Raw genomic sequence first — 22,478 nt, 5'->3', positions numbered from 1 at the left:
AATCATGGTTAATATATTTTCTAAGAAATGAGACAAACAATTTTTTATATAAGCTAATAAAATAGAAAATTTGAAGGAGGAAATTATATTGAAAAAATGTTTTTTTGAAAAGCTTAGTCTTTTTATAATGGCTATGTTTTTATCTGTAATTATTACAGAAAGTTGTCCCATAAACACTCAAGTAGCTTTTGCTGCTACACCAAATTTAATAATTCATTGTAAAAAGCCTGCTGACTGGAGTAAAGTTAATATTTATTATTATAGTAACAACACTACTGTACCAAGTTGGCCTGGAACGGGAATGACTTCAGAGGGTAGTGATTGGTATACTTATACGATTACTGGGCTATCCGATGCAAACGTTATCTTTAACGATGGTTCAGGTATTCAAGTGCCGGGAGCAGGAAAACCAGGTTTTGCTGTAACTACTGAGAGCTGGTATAAAGATGGACAAATGTATACACAAAATCCTGAGCAAGTTATGATTAAATCGATCGCTATAAATTCATCTTCTTCTGCAACAATAGGTGAATCTATTGTACTAACGTCTATTGTAACTTATAGTGATGGATCAGAAAAACAAGAAGATCTGAATTGGAGTATCAGTGATTCAACATTAGCAGATTTATCTACAAATTCTGGGAAGAGTGTAAGTGTAACTGCGCTTAAAAAAGGAAGTGTAACAGTTACAGCTTCTAAAGGAATGTTAACAACTCAGAAAACAATAAATATAAGTGAGATTTCAAAAAATTCTATAAAAGTATATTTTCAATCACCATGGTCAACTGCTAAAATATATTATTGGTCTACAGTGCCATCAGTACCACCAATTTCTTGGCCAGGTGTAGACATGGCTTCTGAAGGCAATGGATGGTATAGTTATATTTTTAATGGAGCAACATCAACAAATTTAATCTTTAATAATGGTTCTGGTTCTAAGACTAGTGATTTAAGTAGAAGCTCTGGAATATGGTATTATAGTAATAATGTATGGAGTGATAAGGACCCAAGAATTGATACTACAGTACCCATTATAACTGCATCACCAGATTCAGGAAAGATAGGTGGAACATCTCTGGAGGTAATATTGACTGTAAATGATAATGTGGATACGAATCCAAAAATTTATTATACAATTGATGGAACAGATCCAATAGTAGGAGATAATTTGTATACTGGCAGTATAAAAATAACTAAAGATACTACAATAAAAGCGATAGCTATTGATAATAGTAATAATAAATCAAAAATATATACTTTTAGTTATCTCTTAGGACAAGATGTTATACCGCCAACAGTTACAGCTAATGTGCCAGCAGGACGATATGCAACAGCAAAGGATGTTATTTTAACGGTAAGTGATAATAAAGATAGTACACCTAAACTATATTTTACTACTAACGGTACTGCCCCTTATATAAATGATAACTATTTATATAAGGGACAAGCGATACATGTGGATAAATTTACTCATATATATACAATTACAGTAGATGAAGCAGGAAATACGACAGAAAACCATTTTATATATAATATTGGAAATACTCCTGATAATGTAGATTTTAGAAAAGAAACTATATACTTTGTAATTACACCAAGATTTTATGATGGTGATCCATCAAACAATGTACACGGGTGGGATGATGCTCAAGCAAAAAATCCAGATACTGATCCAGCTTGGAGAGGAGATTTCTTAGGTCTTACAGAAAAGCTTGATTACATTAAAGCTTTAGGCTTTTCAGCTATTTGGGTAACGCCTCCAGTTAAAAATGCTAGTGGATATGATTATCATGGATATCATGCTATAAACTTTAATGAAATCGATCCTAGATATAAAACTAGATACGATGCATCTGCAGAAGAAGCATATCAAAAATTTATTATAGCAGCACATTCTAAAGGATTAAAAGTAATTCAAGATATAGTTTTAAATCATACAAGTAACTTTGGAGAAGAGAATTTATTTCCTTTATTTAATAGAGTTGCACCAACTTCTTTAAATGATACTGCAGCTAGTTCATTAAAAAATATTCTTTCACCATTATTACCTTCAAATTATGATACATTAACACCAGCACTGCAATATTCAACTAGAATAAATGCAATGAAAGAAGATTCTAATGATCCAAATCATATTTATCATCATGAAAAAAGCTTAAGTTGGGAAAGTTATTCGGTCCAAACTGGTCAAATTGCAGGGGACTGTGTTGATTTGAATACTGAAAATCCGACAGTTTCTAAATATTTAGTGGATTCATACAAGAAATATATAGATATGGGGGTAGATTCTTTTAGAATTGATACTGTTAAGCATGTATCTAGATTAACTTTCAATAATGAATTTATACCTCAGCTAAAGGCTGCTGGAGGAGAAGGCTTTTACATGTTTGGAGAGGCATGTACTAGAGTGAGAGAAGTATGGAACCATGATACTCCGGCAATATCAGTGCCTTTTTACACATGGAAGGAATCAAAGAACTACCCATGGGGGGACAGAGTAACTAACGAAGCTAGTACACTTCAAAATTACAATGATAATAGTAGTACAGTAGGTCAACCAACTAGTACAAATGCTATATTAAATGGAAACACATACCACATACCGGATTATTCTAAGAAATCTGGACTTGACGTAATAGACTTTCCAATGCACTGGAATTTTGCAAATGCGAGAGATGCATTCAGAGTTGCTATAGATGGGGATTCTGCTTATAATGATGCAACTTGGAATGTAACTTATGTTGATTCTCATGATTATGCTCCAGATGGTGCCCCTGAGAACCAACGTTTTTCATTAGGACAGGATGTTTGGGCAGAAAATCTAAGCTTAATATTTACATTTAGAGGAATACCTACTATATTGTATGGAAGTGAAATTGAATTCCAAAAGGGTAAACCAATAGATGTAGGTCCTAATGCTCCATTAAGCGAGACAGGTAGAGCATATTTTGGAGACAAAATTCAGGGTAATGTACAAACCACTGACTATGGAGTGTATTCAAATGCTACAGGTACAATGGCGGATACTCTTAATTACCCATTAGCACAACATATTATAAGATTAAATAGAATTAGAAGAGCTGTACCAGCACTTCAAATGGGAGAATATTCAGTACAGAATGTAACTGGAGATGGAATGTCATTTAAGAGAAGATATACTGATGTATCTAGTGGAGTTGATAGCTTTGCATTGATAACCATATCTGGTAATGCAACTTTCACTAATATTCCAAATGGGAAATATGTTGATGCAGTTACTGGACAAATTATAAATGTGACTAATGGAACTTTAAAGGCTGCTTGCAGTGGAAAAGGAAATTTAAGAGTGTTTGTACTTGATGAACCCAATAATTCTGCACCAGGAAAAATTGGTACAGATACAAAATATCTGTATTAACTAGTTTAAATATGAGTGTATCAAAATTTTGAAAATCTTTTTGATACACTCATATTATTTTTAGAGGCGATTGTCTAATAAGTAAAACTTTATAATAAGTTTATTATGAAGTATAAAGAATATTAAATAGCTATAGCAGGAAAAGTTTTTATATACAGATTATAAAGTGAAATCACTAATTAAATTCTTTGTTAGAAATTTCACTTTTAGAGTTTATAAGTTGCAATAAATGAAAAAAAATAATATAATTTATATGATTAATGATATGGAAATTAAATAAATGATAATATTTAATATATATGAGTTCTAATGAAATCTAGATATAATTATTAAGTTTAAATATTGGTTTAGACATAAAATAATTAGCATGTATATTATGATTTTAACAAAATTTGGAGGGATGAAAGATGTCAAAAAAACCAGTTATGTTGATGATATTAGATGGTTTTGGAAATGCACCAAAATCAGAAGGAAACGCTGTAAGTTTAGCCAAAAAACCAAATTTAGATAAATTCTTTGAACAATATCCAACTACAGAATTACAAGCAAGTGGATTAGCAGTTGGATTGCCAGAAGGGCAAATGGGTAACTCAGAAGTAGGGCATTTAAATATTGGTTCTGGTAGAATAGTATATCAGGAATTAACAAGAATAACAAAAGCAATATCTGATGGAGACTTTTTTGAAAATAAAGCTATTAAATTAGCAATGGAAAATGCTAAAAAGAGTGATTCAGCACTTCATTTAATGGGATTGTTATCAGATGGTGGAGTTCATTCACACATAGATCATCTAAGAGGTATTTTAGAATTTGCTAAAAGAGAAGGTGTTCAAAATGTTTATGTTCATGCGTTTATGGATGGAAGAGATGTACCACCTTCATCAGGTAAAGATTTTATAGAAAAAACTGAAGCAATGATGGCTGAAGTTGGTGTGGGTAAAATTGCAACTGTAAGTGGTCGATATTATGCAATGGATAGAGATAACAGATGGGAAAGAGTTGAACTTGCCTATAATGCATTAGTTTTAGGTAAAGGTGAAACTGCAAATAGTGCAGTAGAAGCAATTCAAAAATCATATCATGACAATAAAACTGACGAATTTGTATTACCAACAGTAATAACTAAAGATGGCAGTGCAATTACTAACATTAAAAATGGAGATTCAGTTCTATTTTTTAACTTTAGACCGGATAGAGCTAGAGAAATCACTAGAGCTATTAATGATAAAGAATTTGCTGGATTTAAGAGAGAAACTCTAAATCTTACTTTTGTAACAATGACTCAATACGATAAGACTTTAGAAGGTGTAAATGTTGCATATAGTCCACAAACTTTAACTAATACACTTGGTGAATATGTAAGCAGCAAGGGATTAAATCAATTAAGAATTGCTGAAACTGAAAAATATGCTCATGTTACTTTCTTCTTTAATGGTGGAGTAGAAAAAGAAAATCCAGGCGAAGACAGAAAAGTGATTCCTTCACCAAAGGTTGCAACTTATGATTTAAAACCAGAAATGAGTGCTTATGAAGTAACAGAAGAATTATTAAACAGACTAGATAGTGATAAATATGACATGATAATATTAAACTTTGCTAATCCAGATATGGTTGGTCATACAGGAGTAGTTCAAGCTGCTGTTAAAGCAATAGAAGCAGTTGATGAATGTGTAGGAAACATTGTAAATAAAGTTTTAGAAAAAGATGGCTGTGTGTTTATTACTGCGGATCATGGTAATGCTGAAACTATGATAGATTTTTCAACAGGAAATCCATTTACAGCTCATACTACTCATCCAGTACCATTTACTTGGGTGTCAAATCACACTGAAAATAAGAAATTAAATCCTGGAAAGCTTGCTGATATTGCACCAACAATGTTAACTCAATTAGGACTTGAAGTTCCTGCTGAGATGACTGGAGAAAACTTAATAGTAAGCAAATAATATTTTAAACAATATTTGAAGATTTATAGCCTCAAAATAATTTTAAATTATTTTGAGGTTTTTTAAGTTAAAATGTAAAATTATTATTGGGTAGTTAATCTGAATGCATATAACTAATAATAAAAACTGAAACATTAGGATTTAATTGACTGTAAATAAAAATTAGAAATTTGTCTAAAATATGATAATTATTTTAATTAGATATGTTTACAGATAATGTGAACATTAAAATACTAAACCAATTTAGCTAATTAAAAAATTATACAGGAAATATATTAAATTTGTTTATAAAGAAAGTTTAAATATTATAATTGATGGATAAAATTATAATAAGTTTCTAATAAAAATAAGCTATTTTATAACATTATAAGTTATGTTAATTAATATAAAAACAATAATTGTTGAGAGTTAGAGAATGATTTATTAGGAAATTGCATAAATTTAATTTGAAATTAATATATTTATAAAAAAGATTTAGGATTGATAGTATGAAGAAGAATTTTGCATATTCTGCTGATTTTGATGAAAGTACAGAAAAATTGTTTAGAGAAGCTAATTATCTAGGTCAAGGGCATAATGGTATAGTTTATGAATTACCAGATAAAAAGGTAATTAAAATATTTTTGAGAAAAAAAGTATGCAATGATGAAGGCGGTATCCTTTCTAAAACAAATGGATCTAAATATTTTCCACGCTTATATAAAAAAGGGAGGTTATATGTAATAAGAGATTTAGTAGAAGGAAGTAGATTAGATAAATATATAAAACATAATGGGTTAAGTGAAATGTTAATCAAAAATATATTTGATTTATTATTAGAATTTGAAAGACTTAGATTTAAGAGACTTGATATTAGATGCAAAGATATTTATGTTTTAAGTAATGAGAGTCTAATGATAATAGATCCTAAAAAAGCTTATACAAGGAAGGTTGATTATCCAAGACATTTAATGAAGGGATTAAATAAAATAGGAGTATTAGAAAAATTTTTAAAAGGAATAAAAAAAGTAAACTTAAAAAAAGCAGTATCCTGGGAATTAAAATTCAAAAGATACTGTGAAAGATTAAATTCATCTATTTTAGAATAGACAATCAAATTTATCTAAAGAATAAAAAATAACCATTAGTTAAATTGTTTTATTTGAAATTAAATAAAATTAATATAAAAAAATAGCTTCTTAATTTAATATATATTAAGAAACTATTTTCTTCTTTTTCATAAAGATTATTTAATATTTCGACTTAATAATCTAAAATAAAATGCACAGAAATAATTTGAATTTACTAAATGATTAAGATTACCCAATATATAATAAACTTGAATATTTGAAGTGAATAATTAATTTGAAAGTTAAAAAGATTGAATATTTTTTGCTGATTTACTAATAATATAAGAGCAAGTGAAAAAAAAGCTTTCATATTAGAAAAAAATGCATTATAATTATATTGATAACAATTCTCAATGGAGTGAAATGAGGAGGTAATATTAAATGAAAGATTATTTAGAAATTGTAGACGTGGTAGCTAGACAAATTTTAGACTCAAGGTGTTTTCCTACAGTAGAGGTGGAAGTTTATTTAGAAGATGGAACAGTTGGAAGAGCAGCAGTACCATCAGGTGCTTCAACTGGAATGTATGAAGCTGTAGAGCTAAGGGATGGCGATAAAGATAAATTTTTAGGCAAAGGTGTTTTAAATGCAGTAAAGAATGTTAATGATACTATAGCAGAGGAATTAATAGGAACTAATGTATTTGATCAAACTTATATAGATAAAATGCTTATTCAATTAGATGGGACTAAGAATAAAGAAAAATTAGGAGCTAATTCTATTTTAGGCGTATCATTAGCAGTTGCAAATGCAGCAGCTAATGCATTAAATATGCCTTTATATAGATATATAGGTGGAATAAATGCAAAAGTATTGCCAGTTCCTATGATGAATATTTTAAATGGAGGATCACATGCTGATAATTCAGTTGATTTACAAGAATTTATGATTATGCCAGCTGGAGCGCCTACTTTTAGTGAAGCTTTAAGAATGTGTGCTGAAGTATATCATACATTAAAGAAAATTTTAAATGATAAGGGATATTCAACTGGAATTGGTGATGAAGGTGGATTTGCTCCAAATTTAAAATCAAATTCAGAAGCTCTTGATGTTATAATTGAAGCAATCGGAAAAGCTGGTTATAAAGCAGGAGAAGAAATATTTATTGCAATTGATGCTGCATCATCAGAATATTATAAAGATGGTAAATATGTATTAGAACATGAAGGAAGAACACTAACATCAGCAGAAATGGTTGATTTCTTTGAAGAATGGGTTAATAAATATCCAATTATCTCAATTGAAGATGGTATGGCAGAAGAAGATTGGGAAGGCTGGAAGTTGATAACTGAAAGATTAGGAAAGAAAGTTCAATTAGTTGGTGATGATTTATTTGTTACTAATACTGAAAGGCTTGAAAAAGGTATTGAACTTGGTGTAGGTAATTCCATTCTTATTAAGTTAAATCAAATAGGTACATTAACAGAAACTTTAAATGCTATAGAAATGGCTAATAGAGCAGGTTATACAGCAGTTGTTTCTCATAGGTCAGGAGAAACAGAAGATACAACAATAGCAGACTTAGTTGTAGCTGTAAATGCAGGACAAATAAAGACTGGTGCACCAGCTAGATCAGAAAGAGTTGCAAAGTATAATCAATTGTTAAGAATAGAAGAACAATTAGAAGAAGTAGCTGAATACAGAGGAAAAAAAGCATTCTTTAATATAAAATAATTTTAAAGATGTAACATAATTTTATCTATAAATCTAAAAATTTAAAGTTATAGGGAAATTTCCCTATAACTTTTTTTGAAAATTTGATATAATATAAATAAATTTAGATTTAATTTTATCAATATATAAAGTTGTAATAAATAAACAAATGTGATATTATTTAAATTGTATGTTATTGATTATTATAGGAGGTGTTACCTATGCAAAATATATTATTAGTCTTAGAGGTGTTATTGGGAATAGGAGTAATTGTGACAATTTATATGCAACCTAGTAAATCTGATGCCTTAAGTGGTTTAATACAAGGAAGTACAAATGATACATTCTTTTCAAAAAACAAATCAAGAACTAAAGAAGCTGTTCTTGTAAGATTAACAGTTATGTTTATGGCACTTTTTGCAATAAACACAATCGTGTTAAATTTAATAAAATAATAAATCTGAGCTACTTTACTTAAGTAGCCTTTTTTATATAATAATATTAGCAATTATAATCTTAAGTATTATAAACATAAAATATAACAAATTTTATAATAAAATTAATTACAATAGTATTTGCACCAATAACTGAACAATATAGTCAAATATTAGTTAATCTATTTATTAAATAAAAAAGTTACTACCCATATGCAGGTCATATAGGTAGTAACTTTTTTTATACAGTAATTAAAGTTAAATTAACATTAATATTTTCAATTTTATAACATAATATTTTATCTTTGTATTTTTATGAATTGAGCTAATGAAAAATTTTCTTATTAAAGAATATATATTAAAAAATAAGTAATTTTTTTACATGAACATGTTGTTTTGAACAATGAAAGGTGTTAATATAATATTGTTCAAAAAATGAACTTAAAGTTATTGCATTTTAATAAATGAAAAAGAGTAATGAAAATTAGAGAGCAATCAAAATTATTTGTAAGCAGAAAGGAGTAGTGTGAATTTATGGGAAATATAAAAACAGCTGTAATTTTAGCAGCAGGCATGGGATCAAGGTTGCAAGATATAACTAATGACATGTTACCAAAAGGTCTTATAAAAGTAAATGGTAGAAGTTTAGTTGAAAGATCCATTGAAAAGTTAAGAAGCTTAGGAATTGAAAAAATTTATATAGTAACAGGTCATTTAAATGAATTTTATGATGAATTAGCAAAAGAAAATAGTTATATTCAAACAAGAAAAAATAGAAAGTATAAAGCAACAGGAAGCATGACTTCTTTATCAATATTGGAAGATGAACTAAAAGAAGATTTCTTATTGTTAGAAAGTGATCTTATATATGAAGTTTATGGTTTAATAAAAGTTATTAATTATGAAAATGATGATTGTATTTTGTTAAGTGGACCAACTAATTCTGGTGATGAATGTTATGTGGAAGTTAGAGAAGAGAATTTATATAAGATATCTAAAAATAGAAACGAAATAGGACAAGTATATGGAGAATTAGTTGGAATTTCTAAGATATCACTTGAACTATATAAAGAGATGTTAAGACAATATAGAGATTTTAATAATAGAATAAATGATTATAAAAATGAAGAAAACTTTTTTAAGAGTGCAAACAAAAAAACAAAAAAATATGATTATGAGAATGCAATATTTGATGCTGCACAAAAAAGAAAGATTGGATATTTAAAAATTGATAATTTAGTATGGGGAGAAATTGATGATAAAAATCATCTTGAAAGAATAAAAACACTTGTGCTTCCTAAGTTAGAAAGAATTGTAGAAGAAACAGCAAATTTATAGGTAAATTAATTTGAATTTAAATGAAGATATAGAATTTAATAAGAGAATGTTATTAAATTTTGAAATATACATGATTTATTAGAAAGTAATTATAAATTTTAGGAGTGTGTTAATATATGAAAACAGTTTATGTTGCTATGAGTGCAGATATAATTCACCAAGGGCATTTGAATGTATTAAATAAAGCAAGAGAATTTGGAGATATAATAGTAGGCCTACATACAGATGATGTTATAAGAGGTTATTGGAGAAACCCTATAATGAAGTATGAGGAAAGAAAAGAAGTAGTAAGCAATATTAAAGGTGTTGTATCTGTAGTTCCGCAGGATAGCTTAGATCAGGTTGAAAATTTAATTAAATTAAAGCCAAAGTATGTACTTCATGGAGACGATTGGAAAGAAGGATCTCAAAAGGAACTTAGAGAAAAAGTTATAGCTACAATAAAGGGATGGGGTGGAGAACTTGTTGAAGTACCATATACTAAAGGTGTTTCTATTTCTAAATTAGATGAAGAGTTAGCACAAATAGGCACAACTCCGGAAATAAGAATGAAAAGTCTTAAGGAATTAATTTATTCTAAAAAGCCAGTTAGAATACTTGAAGCTCATAATGGTTTAACTGGACTTATAGTTGAGAAAACTAGAGTTAAAATAGGAGGGAAAATAAAAGAGTTTGATGGTATGTGGATAAGTTCTTTATGTGATTCAACTGCTAAAGGAAAGCCAGATATAGAATTAGTAGATTTAACATCTAGATTAAATACTATAAATGATATTTTAGAAGTCACAACAAAACCAATAATAGTTGATGGAGATACAGGAGGGCAAATTGAACATTTTGTTTATACAGTTAAAACTCTTGAAAGATTAGGGGTTTCAGCAATTATTATTGAAGATAAAATAGGACTTAAGAAAAATTCTTTATTTGGAACTGAAGTTGAGCAGACACAAGATACCATAGAACATTTTAGTGACAAAATAAGAGCAGGAAGAGAAGCTAGAGTAACTAGTGATTTTATGATAATTTCAAGAATTGAAAGCTTAATTGCAGGCGCAGGAATGGATGATGCCGTAAATAGAGCTAAAGCTTATATTGAATCAGGAACTGACGGGATTATGATTCATAGTAAAGAAAAAGACGGAAAAGAAATAATTGAATTTTGCAGAAGATATAATGAGTTTGAAATTAAGGTTCCATTAATAGTAGTGCCAACTTCCTATAATTTTATGACAGAAGAAGAATTGGTCAATCTTGGGATTAGTGTGATTATACATGCAAATCATCTAATAAGAAGTGCATATCCAGCTATGGTAAACACAGCAAAGAGCATATTAGAAAATGGAAGATCTAAAGAAGCATCAGTAAATTGCATGCCTATAAAAGAAATTCTTACTCTAATTCCAGGTGGAATGTAGTTCAGTTAAGAATTAAAAATTTAGAGTTTGAGGAGAAAAGCAGGAGCCTTTCTTTAAGGTTAGTTTGTAGGAGTTGAAGTGAATGATTGAAGTTAAAGATTTTTATAATGAATTATTAAACAATGATATAAGTTTTTTTACAGGTATTCCAGATTCCTTGTTAAAATCCTTTTGTGCTTATATTAAGGAGCATGTAAGCAGTGATAAAAACATAATTTCAGCTAATGAAGGAAATGCTATAGGTTTAGCAGCAGGATACCATTTAGGAACGAGGAAAATTGGGCTTGTGTATATGCAAAATTCAGGAATTGGAAATGCTGTAAATCCACTTGCTTCTCTTTCAGATAAATTAGTCTACAGCATACCAATGCTTTTAGTGATTGGATGGAGAGGAGAACCAAACAAGACGGATGAACCTCAACATAAGAAGCAAGGTTTAATTACGCTTGAAACTTTGAACTTGTTAGGAATTGAGTATGAAATTTTAGATAGGGTTACAAATAATGATGAAATGAGAGTGAAGCTAAAAAAAGCATGCGATTATATGAATGAAAATAATGAACCCTATGCGTTAGTAATAAAAAAAGATGCTTTTAATGAATATAAGCTTAAGAATAATACTAGCCTTGATTTTGAAATGACAAGGGAAGAGGCTATAGAGGCTGTAATAAATAATATAAAGCAAGAATCTGTAATTGTATCAACTACTGGAATGGCATCAAGAGAACTTTTTGAATTAAGGGAAAAATATAAAGAAAATCATAATAGAGATTTTTTAACGGTTGGTTCAATGGGACATGCATCACAAATTGCTTTGGGAATTGCTTTAAGTAATAAGGATAAAGACATTTATTGCATTGATGGAGATGGAGCCTTACTAATGCATCTTGGGGGCTTAGCTATAATAGGAAATGAAGAACCAAAGAATTTTAGACATATATTGATAAATAACGGTGCACATGATTCTGTTGGTGGCCAAGAAACCGTAGGCTTTAAAATAGATACGTTAGATATTGCAAAAGCCTGTGGATATAAAAAATGTTATTCATGTAGTTCAAAAGAGCAACTTGTGAAACTATCAAAAGAAATAGCTGACGTAAAAGGGCCAATATTATTAGAAATTAAAGTGAAAAAGGGTGCAAGAAAAGATTTAGGAAGACCTACAACAACACCAATTGAAAATAAAGAAGCATTTATGAAGTTTTTAGATAAATAAAAATTAAGCATATTTAGGAATGATAACATGAGGAACTGTTACAAAAATATATTCAGTAATTGGATTTTAGTAATAGGCTAGAAGCGTAAAGTTTTACGTGACTTAAAAATAAGATCATATTATTTCATTATATGCTTCATAGGAGGAAACAAAATGGATATTAAAAGAAATATATTGTTAAATCCAGGACCTGCAACAACTTCAGATACAGTAAAATTTGCTCAAGTTGTACCTGATATTTGCCCAAGGGAAAAAGAATTTGGGGATATTATGGAATTTGTATCAAAGGAACTTACTAATTTTGTAGGTTCAAATGATGATTATACAACTATACTTTTTGGTGGTTCAGGAACAGCAGCTGTTGAAGCTATATTAAGTTCAGTAGTAGATGAAGAAATAGTTTTAATAATTAACAATGGAGCTTATGGTAAAAGAATATGCGAGATAGCTGAAATATATGGTTTAAGTTATATAGAATATAAAAGTTCAGGAGTAGAAAAAATAAATTTAAGTGAATTAGAAGAGTTAATAAAGAAGTATAATTTAAATAATTTTGAAAATGAAAAAAAAAGCATAAGTCATCTAGCAGTAATTCACCATGAAACCACAACAGGAATTTTAAATGACATAAAGTCCATAGGGCAGATTTGCAGGAAATATAAAATAGAAATGATAGTTGATGCTATGAGTTCTTTTGCAGGAATCCCTATAAATATGTATGAAATGAATATTTCATATTTAGCTTCAAGTTCAAACAAGTGTATACAAGGAATGGCTGGAATAAGTTTTGTGATAGCCAATAAAGAGTCTTTAGAAAAAACTAGGAATATTAAGCCAAGGAATCTTTATCTTAATATGTATAAGCAATATTCATATTTTAAAGATAATTACCAAATGAGATTTACTCCTCCAGTACAAGTTCTATATGCATTAAAACAAGCTATAATAGAAGCAAAAGAGGAAACAATAGAAAATAGAAATGAAAGATATAAAGAATGTTGTCAAATTCTTTGGAAAGGCTTAGATAAGCTTAATTTAAAGAAGCTGGTAAATGAAGACGCATCTTCTATGCTTTTAACTTCAATTGTTGAGCCAAAAATTGATGGATATTCTTTTGAAGAATTACATGAATATTTATATAATAGAGGATTTACAATTTATCCAGGGAAAATTTCATCTGAAAACACATTTAGAATAGCTAACATAGGTCAAATATATCTAGAGAATATGACCAAATTTATAGAAATATTAGAAGAATATTTTTGTCAGTTTGCAGTTAATTCTTAACAGGTAAGAATTAAATTTCTATGAAAAAAACATTCGAATAGGCAGATTTTATGCTTAGCGAATGTTTTTTATTTATACTTATATAAAATTTTTAATAATAGATTAATATATATGTATTATTAATTTTCATAATTAAATAATCTTGTAAAAATTAAAGTTAGTAGTAGGAATATAACGGAAGTTAATGCTATTGTTCCACCTGGAGCACTATTTATATAATAAGATAATACAAGTCCTATCATAACATCTAAAAATCCAAAGAGAATTGCAAAAATTAAGGTTTTAGTAAAGCCTTTCTTTAGCTGCATAGCCGTTGCTACAGGAACAACGATTATTGAAGAAACAACTAGAATTCCCATTACCCTTATTGAAAGAGAAATTGTAGCACCAACAAGTAAAGTAAAAATATAATTTACTAATTTGACATTAATACCTGTTGTTTTTGCACCATTTTCATCAAAGGTCACATAAATTAACTTGTTATAGAGGAATAAAAGAGCTATAAGGCAAATTCCACCTACGATAGCAATTAAAAAAATATCTGATGTGGTAACAGTTAAAATACTACCGAACAGAAATGAATCAACTTTAGCAGAGGCTTTTCCACTACTTATTAGAATAATCGCAATACCTAAACTTAAGGTTAAAACAATAGACATTACAAGCTCAGCATATTTACTATAATAAGTTCTTAAAGCTTCTATAACCAGAGCACAGACACTTGTGAATAAAAATGCAGTTAAAAGTGGATTAACGCCTATGAGAAGTCCAATTGCGACTCCAGCAAAAGAAGAATGTGATAAGGTGTCTCCAATCATAGAATAACGCCTAAGTACAATAAAAAGCCCTATGAATGGGCAAAGTATAGAAACAATAAATCCTGCAATAAATGCATTTTGCATAAAACCTAATTCAAACATATATTATATACCTTCCTAATGACTATATTATTTTAGATAATGAAGCTTCAAGTTCTAAATACTTCATAAAATCTTCTTTTGTAAATAAATTTAGATTACCATTCTCTATTTTTAAAATATGTGTTGAATATTTTAATGCAACCTTAGTATTATGCTCAACAGAAATTATGGTTTTTCCTAACTCTATATTTAAATTCTGTAGTAGAGGATAAATTTCATTTTGACTTTTTTCATCTACTCCAGTCGAGGGTTCATCTAATATTATTAAATCAGGATTTCCAATCAACGCTCTTGCAATGAAAATTCTTTGTTGCTGTCCCCCGGATAAATTACCAATTAAATTATCACTAAACTCACACATATTAACTTTGTGCAGTGCTTCATGAATATTTTTTGAGTTTTTTATACCAATAGTTTTAGCATGACAAGATAGCACTTCTGTAACTGTTATTGGAAATTCAGAATTAAAATTATCTAATCGCTGAGAGACGTAAGAAATTTTATTTGAAGTTAAAGTAATTTTACCAGAATCTGGTTTTAATATACCCAATATAAGCTTTATTAATGTACTTTTACAGCTTCCGTTTTCCCCAAGAATAGATAAATAAACACCTTTAGGAATATTAAGGTTAATGTTTTTTAATAATTCAGATCCTTTTGTATATGAAAATGATAGATTTTTTATATTAATCAAATAATCAACTCCTTAAAACATGATTACATTATACACTTTACTGCAAATGATTTGCAATAATAATGAGTATAATTTTGCAAATTGAATATTTATTCAGAGCATATATGTTAATATTCAAGAAAGAATTTAAAAATATAAAAAATAAAATATTTAAGGCTGTTTCTATATTGAATTAAGTTTTAACTTATTATAGAATTGAATAGAATTATGTAGAATTAATTGAAAAAATAAATATAGGAGGATAAAATGAAAAGAAGAATTATATGTGTATTATTTCCTATTATTATTTGTATAATAACAGTTATTTCTTTAAATAACTTTTTAGATAAAAATATTGAAGTGATGATGCAAAAGAAAGACTTACAAGAAATAAATATAGCATATGGAAGTATGTATAAAGATAGAGGTGTTATATATAACGATTATCTTATGAAAAATAATTACCTTGCATTACAAGGTTCATCTGAATTTGTAGTCCCAGTTTCTCAATTGCCAACAAAGATATTTCCGGCTAAAGGCATGGAGAATGTGGTTACAAATGGGAGAGCATATTTTCAAACTATAAACCATACAGCGCTTTTAGGTAGTGAAAGTAATGAAAATAAAGATAAGAAAATTGCATTATTTCTTTCTCTTCAGTGGTTTTGCGATGAAGGTGGAGTTGATGCTAAAAATTTTCAAGCTAATTTTGCACCAGTACAATTCTATAAATATTTATCAAATCCTGAAATAAGTGAAAAAAACAAAAAAACTTATGCAGCTAGAGTAAATAGTTTATTATCTGGAAGCACAGAGTTTGTAGCAGAAGAAATTTATTCTAAATTATATACAAATGATGGTTTTTTATATAAGGTGGCAAAAATATTATTCACTCCATATTTTGTATGTAGAGAAAAAATGGTAGATCTTAAGGACAAGGGCTTATTATATAGAAGATTAGAATTATTAAATGATAAAAAAACAGGAACGGAATTAAAAGAAATTAATTGGGATGAAGAATATGAAAAAGCAGAAGAAGAAGCAAAAACCAAGGTGACAAATAATGATTTCATGGTAGATGATAGCTATTATAATAAATATTTAAAGGATAATATACAAGCGCATAAAGATACTAAGAAAAAAATTAACCTAATGAAGTCAAAAGAATTTAATGATTACGAATTATATCTAGATACCTGTATTGATTTAGGTATAAAACCATACATAGTTTTAATTCCTACAAATGGAAAATGGTATGATCATACCGGAATGACTAAAGAAACTAGAGATAATTTTTATGATTTAGCTGAAAAAATTGCAGAACAAAAAGGCTTTCAAGTTTTAAATTTAAAAGATGAAGAATATACACCGTATTTTATGTATGATGTAATGCACTTAGGATGGAAGGGATGGATTAAAGTTGAACAAGAACTTTATAAACATTATAATGAAAAATAAGGATATAATATTTTCTTTAATAAGTTCAATTGTAGTTGTTGCAGCCATTTTTATAATGGTATTTGAACCCTTTACTGAAATTCCATTTATATATAATCAATTTTAGATTAAGATGTTATTAACTAAGATTAATATGAAATAGAGAAATATTTATTTGGAGGCAATAAAATGAAATTGACACAATACGGTGATTATTTGTATTTATATATTTTGTTTTTAACATTTATTCCTGCAATAATACTTAGATTAAGAGGTTTCAATGCAAGGTATTATGGAATAATTGCATCTTTAGGAATGATTATATTAATAATGGATTTTACCTTAGGTTTGAAATTATTCTCAGCATTTTTAGTTTTAGAAATTATTATAGTATATTTGTATTTGATTATAAGAAAAAAGACAGAGAATAAATATTTGTATTGGTTATTTTTATTTATATCTATGGTACCAGTTATTTCAACAAAAGTTGCAGGTGTTACCTCATATGCATCATATATTGGATTTATTGGATTATCATATTTAAATTTTAAAGTAATTCAAGTAATAATTGAAATTTATGATGGAAGAATTGAAAAAATTAATTTTATAACATTTTTATATTTTATTATATTTTTTCCAACCTTAAGTTCTGGACCTATTGATAGATGGAAAAGATTTGAGGATGAACTTAATAGCAAGTTAGAAATGAAAGAATATATAAATGACTACTTAATAGTAGGATTAAAGAAAATATTTATGGGAGTTGGTTATAAATTTATATTAGCATATTTAATTGATACATATTGGTTATTAAAAATACCTACAGAGATAAATGTGTTAAATAGTGTAAATTACATGTATGCATATACAATGTATTTATTTTTTGATTTTGCAGGATATAGTTTATTTGCAGTTGGTACTAGTTATATATTTGGAATCAAAACACCAGAAAACTTTAATAAGCCTTTTTTGAGTAAAGATATGAAAGAATTTTGGACAAGATGGCATATATCTTTATCAAGATGGTTTGGAGATTATATTTTTTCAAGATTTGTTTTAAATTCTATGAGAAAAAAAAGGTTTAAAAGCAGATTTATGGCCTCTCATGTAGCGCAAATTATTACTATGTTTATAATGGGGTTGTGGCATGGACTAGCTTTGCATTATATAGTTTATGGATTATATCAAGGAACAGCATTGGTTTTGACGGATATATATCAAAGAAAATCCAAGCATTATAAAGAGCATAAAAAGAAAAAATGGTTTAATTACATACAAATAGTAGTAACTTTCCATATAGTATGTTTTGGTATGCTTATATTTTCAGGTTTTTTATTTAAATAAAATGAATAGACTCTAATATATAGATAAATTTAAATTTCATTTATATATTAGAGTCATTTTATTTCAATTTGAAGGTAAAAATTTTTCAAAAATCCAACACTTATTATTATCCTTTTTAAAACTTCCTTTAACAGAAGTTATTTGGTGAGGTGGATTTTTAGAAAGTCCAGAAGCTTCTACAATAGCGGTTTCACCATCAAAATAAACTAAAGACATTTTTTGAACACGGAGGAGCTTATTTTCAGATGAAAAGCCGGTAGTTAAATTATGTTCTACAGCAAATCCAAGATCTTTAGAATTGCTACTTACATATAAGTTATTGGTTATAAAAATAGAAGTTATAGTTATAAGAACTAAAGAAATCATTAAATGGAGCGTTTTTTTTCGCTTAGATTTCAATAAAATGCTTCGTTCAAGTCTTTTTCTTTTTTTATATGCAAATGCTTCAGCTTCAAGATACATGTTATTTATCATAGTCAGGAACTCCTTTACTTTAAAATAAATTTAATCATAAACAAAATAATACTTAGATATAATAAAAGGATAATTATCTAAGGTTAGTTTCTGTTTTTATATCTTAATTTAGTACAAGAAAATATTACCATATATTTACAAAAAATAAAATTATAACTCGTTGACAAAGTAAAGTAAAAAATATAAGTATTAGAGTAATTTCTAAATATATAGCAAATTTGAAGACATTTTATAACTATACTTTATTTGTATGGTTATAAAATGTCTTTTTTGATATAATTTTATATAAGACATTGATTTTGATTTTTTATAAATTAAGTGTCTAATATGGATAAAACTAATAGGATGGTGACATTATGGATTTTTCAAGTTTAGTATTAATAGAGAAGGATAAGGAAACGGGATTTATAAAAAAGGAACTAGGTAGTTTTGAAGTAAATGAAGGGGCTTTATTTGTAAAAAAGCTTTATGTATTAGATAAAGTTGTATATATGTATTTTGATACAAATAAAAATGTAGAAGAATGGGAATACTCAGCAATATATGATTTATTTAATAGCACTGCATTTACAGAAAAAGGGTATGAAATAGAAGAAGATTTAGAGGAATATAATCCTACATACATAATAAAATTTAAGTATGAGGATGAGTATGATGTAATGAAAGAAAAAATACAAGAACTAGTAGCAATAATAGAAAAAGAAATGAATACAGTCTTTGAAGTAATAAAAGGAAAAGAAGCTGAATATCAAGAATAGTTAAAAGTAAGCAATTAACAGTGAATAATTATTTTATTTATATAAATTTCTAATTGCAACTTATATAAATATATTCCGAAGGAATATCATCCTTAACTGTTAACTGTTAACTGAAAGAAAGGTGTGTTAAGATGAGCGAATTAAAAAAAAGAGATGAAATAAAAGCTGAATTCAAGTGGAAAGTGGAAAAGATATATACAGATATAAAAGCATGGGAAAAAGATTTTGAAGAGTTAAAAAAAGAAGCAGTAAAATTAAAGAATTATTCTGGAAAATTAACAAATGGAGAAATGATACTAGAATATTTTAAAGTAAATGAAAAAATATCTAGAAAAGCTGAAAACTTATATATTTATGCACATTTAAAATCAGATGAAGATACATCAAATTCTACGTATCAAAGTCTTATGAGTAAAATTGATATATATATGGCTGAATTTGCAAGCTATACAGCTTTCTTTGTGCCAGAAATATTAAGCTTGGAAGACAAATTTATTAAAGCTGAAATAAATAGAATAGAAGAATTAAAGGACTTTGAATTCTTAATTAATGATATATTAAAAGAAAAACCACATATATTATCAAAAGAAATGGAAGAATTATTAGCAGCAGCTTCAGACTGCTTAGATGCTCCTGCAGCAATTCATAGTATTTTGACTAATGCAGATATGACATTTGGGAATATAAAAGATGAAGAGGGAAATGAAGTTGAATTAACTGAGGGAAATTACTCTTCATTTATAAAAAGTAAAAATAAAGTAGTGAGAAAAGATGCTTTTCGAAAATTATTTGGAGAATATGATAAGCTAAAAAATACTTTAGCTACATCCCTAACAGCATCAATAAAAACCTTCAACTTTAGCAGTAGAGTGAGAAAATATAATAATGCACTAGAAGCATCATTAAATCCTAACAACATTCCTGTAGAAGTATATAAAAATGCAGTAAAGGTTATAAATGATAATTTAGATTCACTTCATAGATATGTTAAAATAAAGAAGAAACTGTTAGGATTAGATGAAATTCATATGTATGACTTATATGTTCCTGTTATTGAGCTGCCAAAGGAAAAAATAGAGTTTAATACAGGATTAGATATAGTATTAGAAGCATTGAAACCACTTGGAACAGAATATTTAGACGTATTTAAAAGTGGGATAAAAGATGGATGGATAGATATATATGAAAATAAAGGCAAAAAAGGTGGAGCTTATTCATGGGGGGGATATGATACGTTGCCTTATGTATTGCTAAATTATAATAATGAGTTAAATGATGTATCAACCTTAGCCCATGAAATGGGGCATTCGATTCACTCATATTATTCGAGAAAAGAGCAGACATATTACTATGCAAACTATACTTTGTTTTGTGCAGAGGTAGCATCAACAACAAATGAATCTTTACTTATTCATCATTTAATTGAAAAAGAAACAGATGAAAAAAAGAAGCTTTATTTAATAAATCAAGAATTAGAGCAAATCAGAACAACAGTATTTAGACAGTTAATGTTTGCAGAATTTGAACTTTATACTCATGAAACTTTAGAAAAAGGAGTACCATTGACAGCCGAAGACTATAATAAGGTATGGCATGATTTAAATGTTAAATATTTTGGAAGTGAAATGGTAGTAGATAAAGAAATAGATATAGAATGGTCAAGAATTCCTCATTTTTATTCTGATTTCTATGTTTATCAATATGCAACAGGGTATGCAGCAGCATCAGCTTTTTCAAAATCAATTTTAGAAGGAAAAGAAAATGCAGTTGAAAAATACAAAGGCTTCTTAAAATCTGGTGGCAGTGATTATCCAATAAATATTTTAAAAAATGCAGGAGTGGATATGACTACAAATGAACCGATAGAAGCTACTATAAAGAGATTTAATGAGCTTTTAGATATGATAGATAATTCATAAATTTTATAAAATGCACAATTCAAACCCTCTATAGGAACTGTAGGTAAGAAATGAAATTTCGCCAACTATGAATTGTGCATTAAATTTTTATAGGATAATAGGTAGATAAATATGAAAAATTTCAAAGAAGATTTTTATAAAATTTTAATAAATAAAGAGAATTTTTATATGAAGCAATACTATAGCGATTTTTATAAAGAAGAAGTATTTTTGGCAGTTAAAGAATTAAGAGATGGAATATATTGTGTTTTAATAAGCCGTGATGAAAGAAAAGATACAGACTATTCAGAAGCTATTAGATATGTAAAAGCTTTAGGAAAATCATTTTCTTTAAATATGATAATTTTATCTGACAAAGAATACGCATGTGGGAATGAATCATTAATCCCCAATAAACTGATTATAAATGAAAAAAATTATAAAGTTATATCGTGTGATAATTCCTGTGCACCATTAGAGCAGATATTTAATAGTACGATGAGAAGTCACAAGATAAATAATTCACGTAAAAAAGAAAGATTTCTTGAAGATAAAATTCTGACATTATTTATAATATCAATAAATGGAATAATGTTTCTAATTACACAATTTGAAATCTATAGTACTGGAAGATCATCAAATGAGGTATTAATAAGTCTTGGAGCTAAATATAATCTACTTATTGAAAATGGAGAAGTATGGAGATTGTTGACTTGTGCTTTCTTACATTCAGGTATTATTCATATAGGCTGTAATATGTATTCTTTATACATAATTGGACCGCAAATTCACCAGATTTACGGTGCTAAGAAATATTTCATTATTTATATTATTTCTTGTATAACATCATCTTTGTTAAGTTACTTAATGAGTCCATATAGCATTTCGGTTGGAGCATCAGGTGGTATATTTGGTTTAATGGGGGCATTATTAGCTTTTGCTATTATAGAAAGAGAAAAAATAGAAAAAAAATATTTGTCAAGTTTATTGCAAATAATAATAATAAATTTATTTATAGGATTAAGCATAAAAAATATTGATAATTTTGGTCATATTGGAGGGCTTATTGGAGGTATGCTAATAGGATATATTATTTATAGGACATCAAAAAATAAAAGAATATTATGATTATAAGATAATTACTTAAAAAATATTAATTTTATCTTAAGAATATAGGCT

Annotated in this window: 17 protein-coding genes; 14 read left to right on the top strand and 3 right to left on the bottom strand. The window is 27.7% G+C overall.

What is annotated here, in order from left to right; genetic code table 11:
- Nucleotides 1–88: 88 nt before the first annotated feature.
- From CLPUN_RS19595 to CLPUN_RS19555, 9 genes are all read left to right on the top strand, one after another.
- Nucleotides 89–3,397, top strand: coding sequence for a starch-binding protein (locus CLPUN_RS19595; RefSeq protein ID WP_077848923.1), 3,309 nt, complete (start codon nt 89–91; stop codon nt 3,395–3,397).
- 407 nt (nt 3,398–3,804) lie between these two features.
- Nucleotides 3,805–5,343, top strand: coding sequence for a 2,3-bisphosphoglycerate-independent phosphoglycerate mutase (gpmI, locus tag CLPUN_RS19590; protein WP_077848922.1), 1,539 nt, complete (start codon nt 3,805–3,807; stop codon nt 5,341–5,343).
- A gap of 488 nt (nt 5,344–5,831) precedes the next feature.
- The gene (locus tag CLPUN_RS19585) at nt 5,832–6,431 is read left to right on the top strand and encodes a protein kinase (protein ID WP_077848921.1); all 600 of its coding nucleotides are present in this window, start codon (nt 5,832–5,834) and stop codon (nt 6,429–6,431) included.
- Nucleotides 6,432–6,833: 402 nt separating this feature from the next.
- Entirely contained in the window at nt 6,834–8,126 is a 1,293-nt protein-coding gene (gene eno / locus CLPUN_RS19580; RefSeq protein ID WP_077848920.1) for a phosphopyruvate hydratase, read from the top strand.
- A gap of 200 nt (nt 8,127–8,326) precedes the next feature.
- Nucleotides 8,327–8,560, top strand: coding sequence for a preprotein translocase subunit SecG (gene secG, locus CLPUN_RS19575; protein WP_077848919.1), 234 nt, complete (start codon nt 8,327–8,329; stop codon nt 8,558–8,560).
- 513 nt (nt 8,561–9,073) lie between these two features.
- The gene (locus CLPUN_RS19570) at nt 9,074–9,877 is read left to right on the top strand and encodes a phosphocholine cytidylyltransferase family protein (RefSeq protein WP_077848918.1); all 804 of its coding nucleotides are present in this window, start codon (nt 9,074–9,076) and stop codon (nt 9,875–9,877) included.
- A gap of 116 nt (nt 9,878–9,993) precedes the next feature.
- Nucleotides 9,994–11,292 carry a phosphoenolpyruvate mutase gene (aepX, locus tag CLPUN_RS19565; RefSeq protein WP_077848917.1) on the top strand — a complete coding sequence of 433 codons (1,299 nt, stop codon included), beginning with the start codon at nt 9,994–9,996 and terminating at the stop codon, nt 11,290–11,292.
- 82 nt (nt 11,293–11,374) lie between these two features.
- Entirely contained in the window at nt 11,375–12,508 is a 1,134-nt protein-coding gene (gene aepY, locus CLPUN_RS19560) for a phosphonopyruvate decarboxylase (protein WP_077848916.1), read from the top strand.
- Between the two features lie 153 nt (nt 12,509–12,661).
- Complete coding sequence (locus CLPUN_RS19555; protein ID WP_077848915.1) at nt 12,662–13,795, top strand: 2-aminoethylphosphonate aminotransferase; 1,134 nt, start codon at nt 12,662–12,664, stop codon at nt 13,793–13,795.
- Nucleotides 13,796–13,914: 119 nt separating this feature from the next.
- Here CLPUN_RS19555 and CLPUN_RS19550 read toward each other — a convergent pair whose 3' ends face one another.
- Nucleotides 13,915–14,715 carry a metal ABC transporter permease gene (locus tag CLPUN_RS19550; protein WP_077848914.1) on the bottom strand — a complete coding sequence of 267 codons (801 nt, stop codon included), beginning with the start codon at nt 14,713–14,715 and terminating at the stop codon, nt 13,915–13,917.
- Nucleotides 14,716–14,737: 22 nt separating this feature from the next.
- Complete coding sequence (locus tag CLPUN_RS19545; protein WP_077848913.1) at nt 14,738–15,409, bottom strand: metal ABC transporter ATP-binding protein; 672 nt, start codon at nt 15,407–15,409, stop codon at nt 14,738–14,740.
- A 246-nt stretch (nt 15,410–15,655) separates the two neighbouring features.
- On the opposite strand from CLPUN_RS19545, the gene dltD reads away from it, so the two are divergent.
- Nucleotides 15,656–16,846, top strand: a complete 1,191-nt coding sequence (gene dltD, locus CLPUN_RS19540) for a D-alanyl-lipoteichoic acid biosynthesis protein DltD (protein WP_077848912.1) — start codon at nt 15,656–15,658, stop codon at nt 16,844–16,846.
- A gap of 168 nt (nt 16,847–17,014) precedes the next feature.
- Nucleotides 17,015–18,169 carry a D-alanyl-lipoteichoic acid biosynthesis protein DltB gene (dltB, locus tag CLPUN_RS19535; protein ID WP_077848911.1) on the top strand — a complete coding sequence of 385 codons (1,155 nt, stop codon included), beginning with the start codon at nt 17,015–17,017 and terminating at the stop codon, nt 18,167–18,169.
- 63 nt (nt 18,170–18,232) lie between these two features.
- On the opposite strand, the gene CLPUN_RS19530 is transcribed toward dltB, so the two are convergent.
- A complete protein-coding gene (locus tag CLPUN_RS19530) occupies nt 18,233–18,643 on the bottom strand; it encodes a hypothetical protein (RefSeq protein ID WP_077848910.1) in 411 nt (136 codons plus the stop codon).
- Between the two features lie 356 nt (nt 18,644–18,999).
- Between CLPUN_RS19530 and CLPUN_RS19525 the strand changes: the two genes are divergently transcribed.
- From CLPUN_RS19525 to CLPUN_RS19515, 3 genes are all read left to right on the top strand, one after another.
- The gene (locus CLPUN_RS19525; RefSeq protein ID WP_077848909.1) at nt 19,000–19,401 is read left to right on the top strand and encodes a DUF6762 family protein; all 402 of its coding nucleotides are present in this window, start codon (nt 19,000–19,002) and stop codon (nt 19,399–19,401) included.
- Nucleotides 19,402–19,532: 131 nt separating this feature from the next.
- Nucleotides 19,533–21,320 (top strand): oligoendopeptidase F, encoded by a 1,788-nt coding sequence (gene pepF, locus CLPUN_RS19520; RefSeq protein WP_077848908.1) that lies wholly within the window; start codon nt 19,533–19,535, stop codon nt 21,318–21,320.
- 111 nt (nt 21,321–21,431) lie between these two features.
- Nucleotides 21,432–22,427, top strand: coding sequence for a rhomboid family intramembrane serine protease (locus CLPUN_RS19515; protein ID WP_077848907.1), 996 nt, complete (start codon nt 21,432–21,434; stop codon nt 22,425–22,427).
- The last annotated feature ends 51 nt before the right edge of the window (nt 22,428–22,478 follow it).

Source organism: Clostridium puniceum, from assembly GCF_002006345.1.
GTDB lineage: Bacteria > Bacillota > Clostridia > Clostridiales > Clostridiaceae > Clostridium > Clostridium puniceum.
Note: the sequence above shows the minus strand (reverse complement) of the source record. Positions and strands in the feature narration are given on the sequence as shown.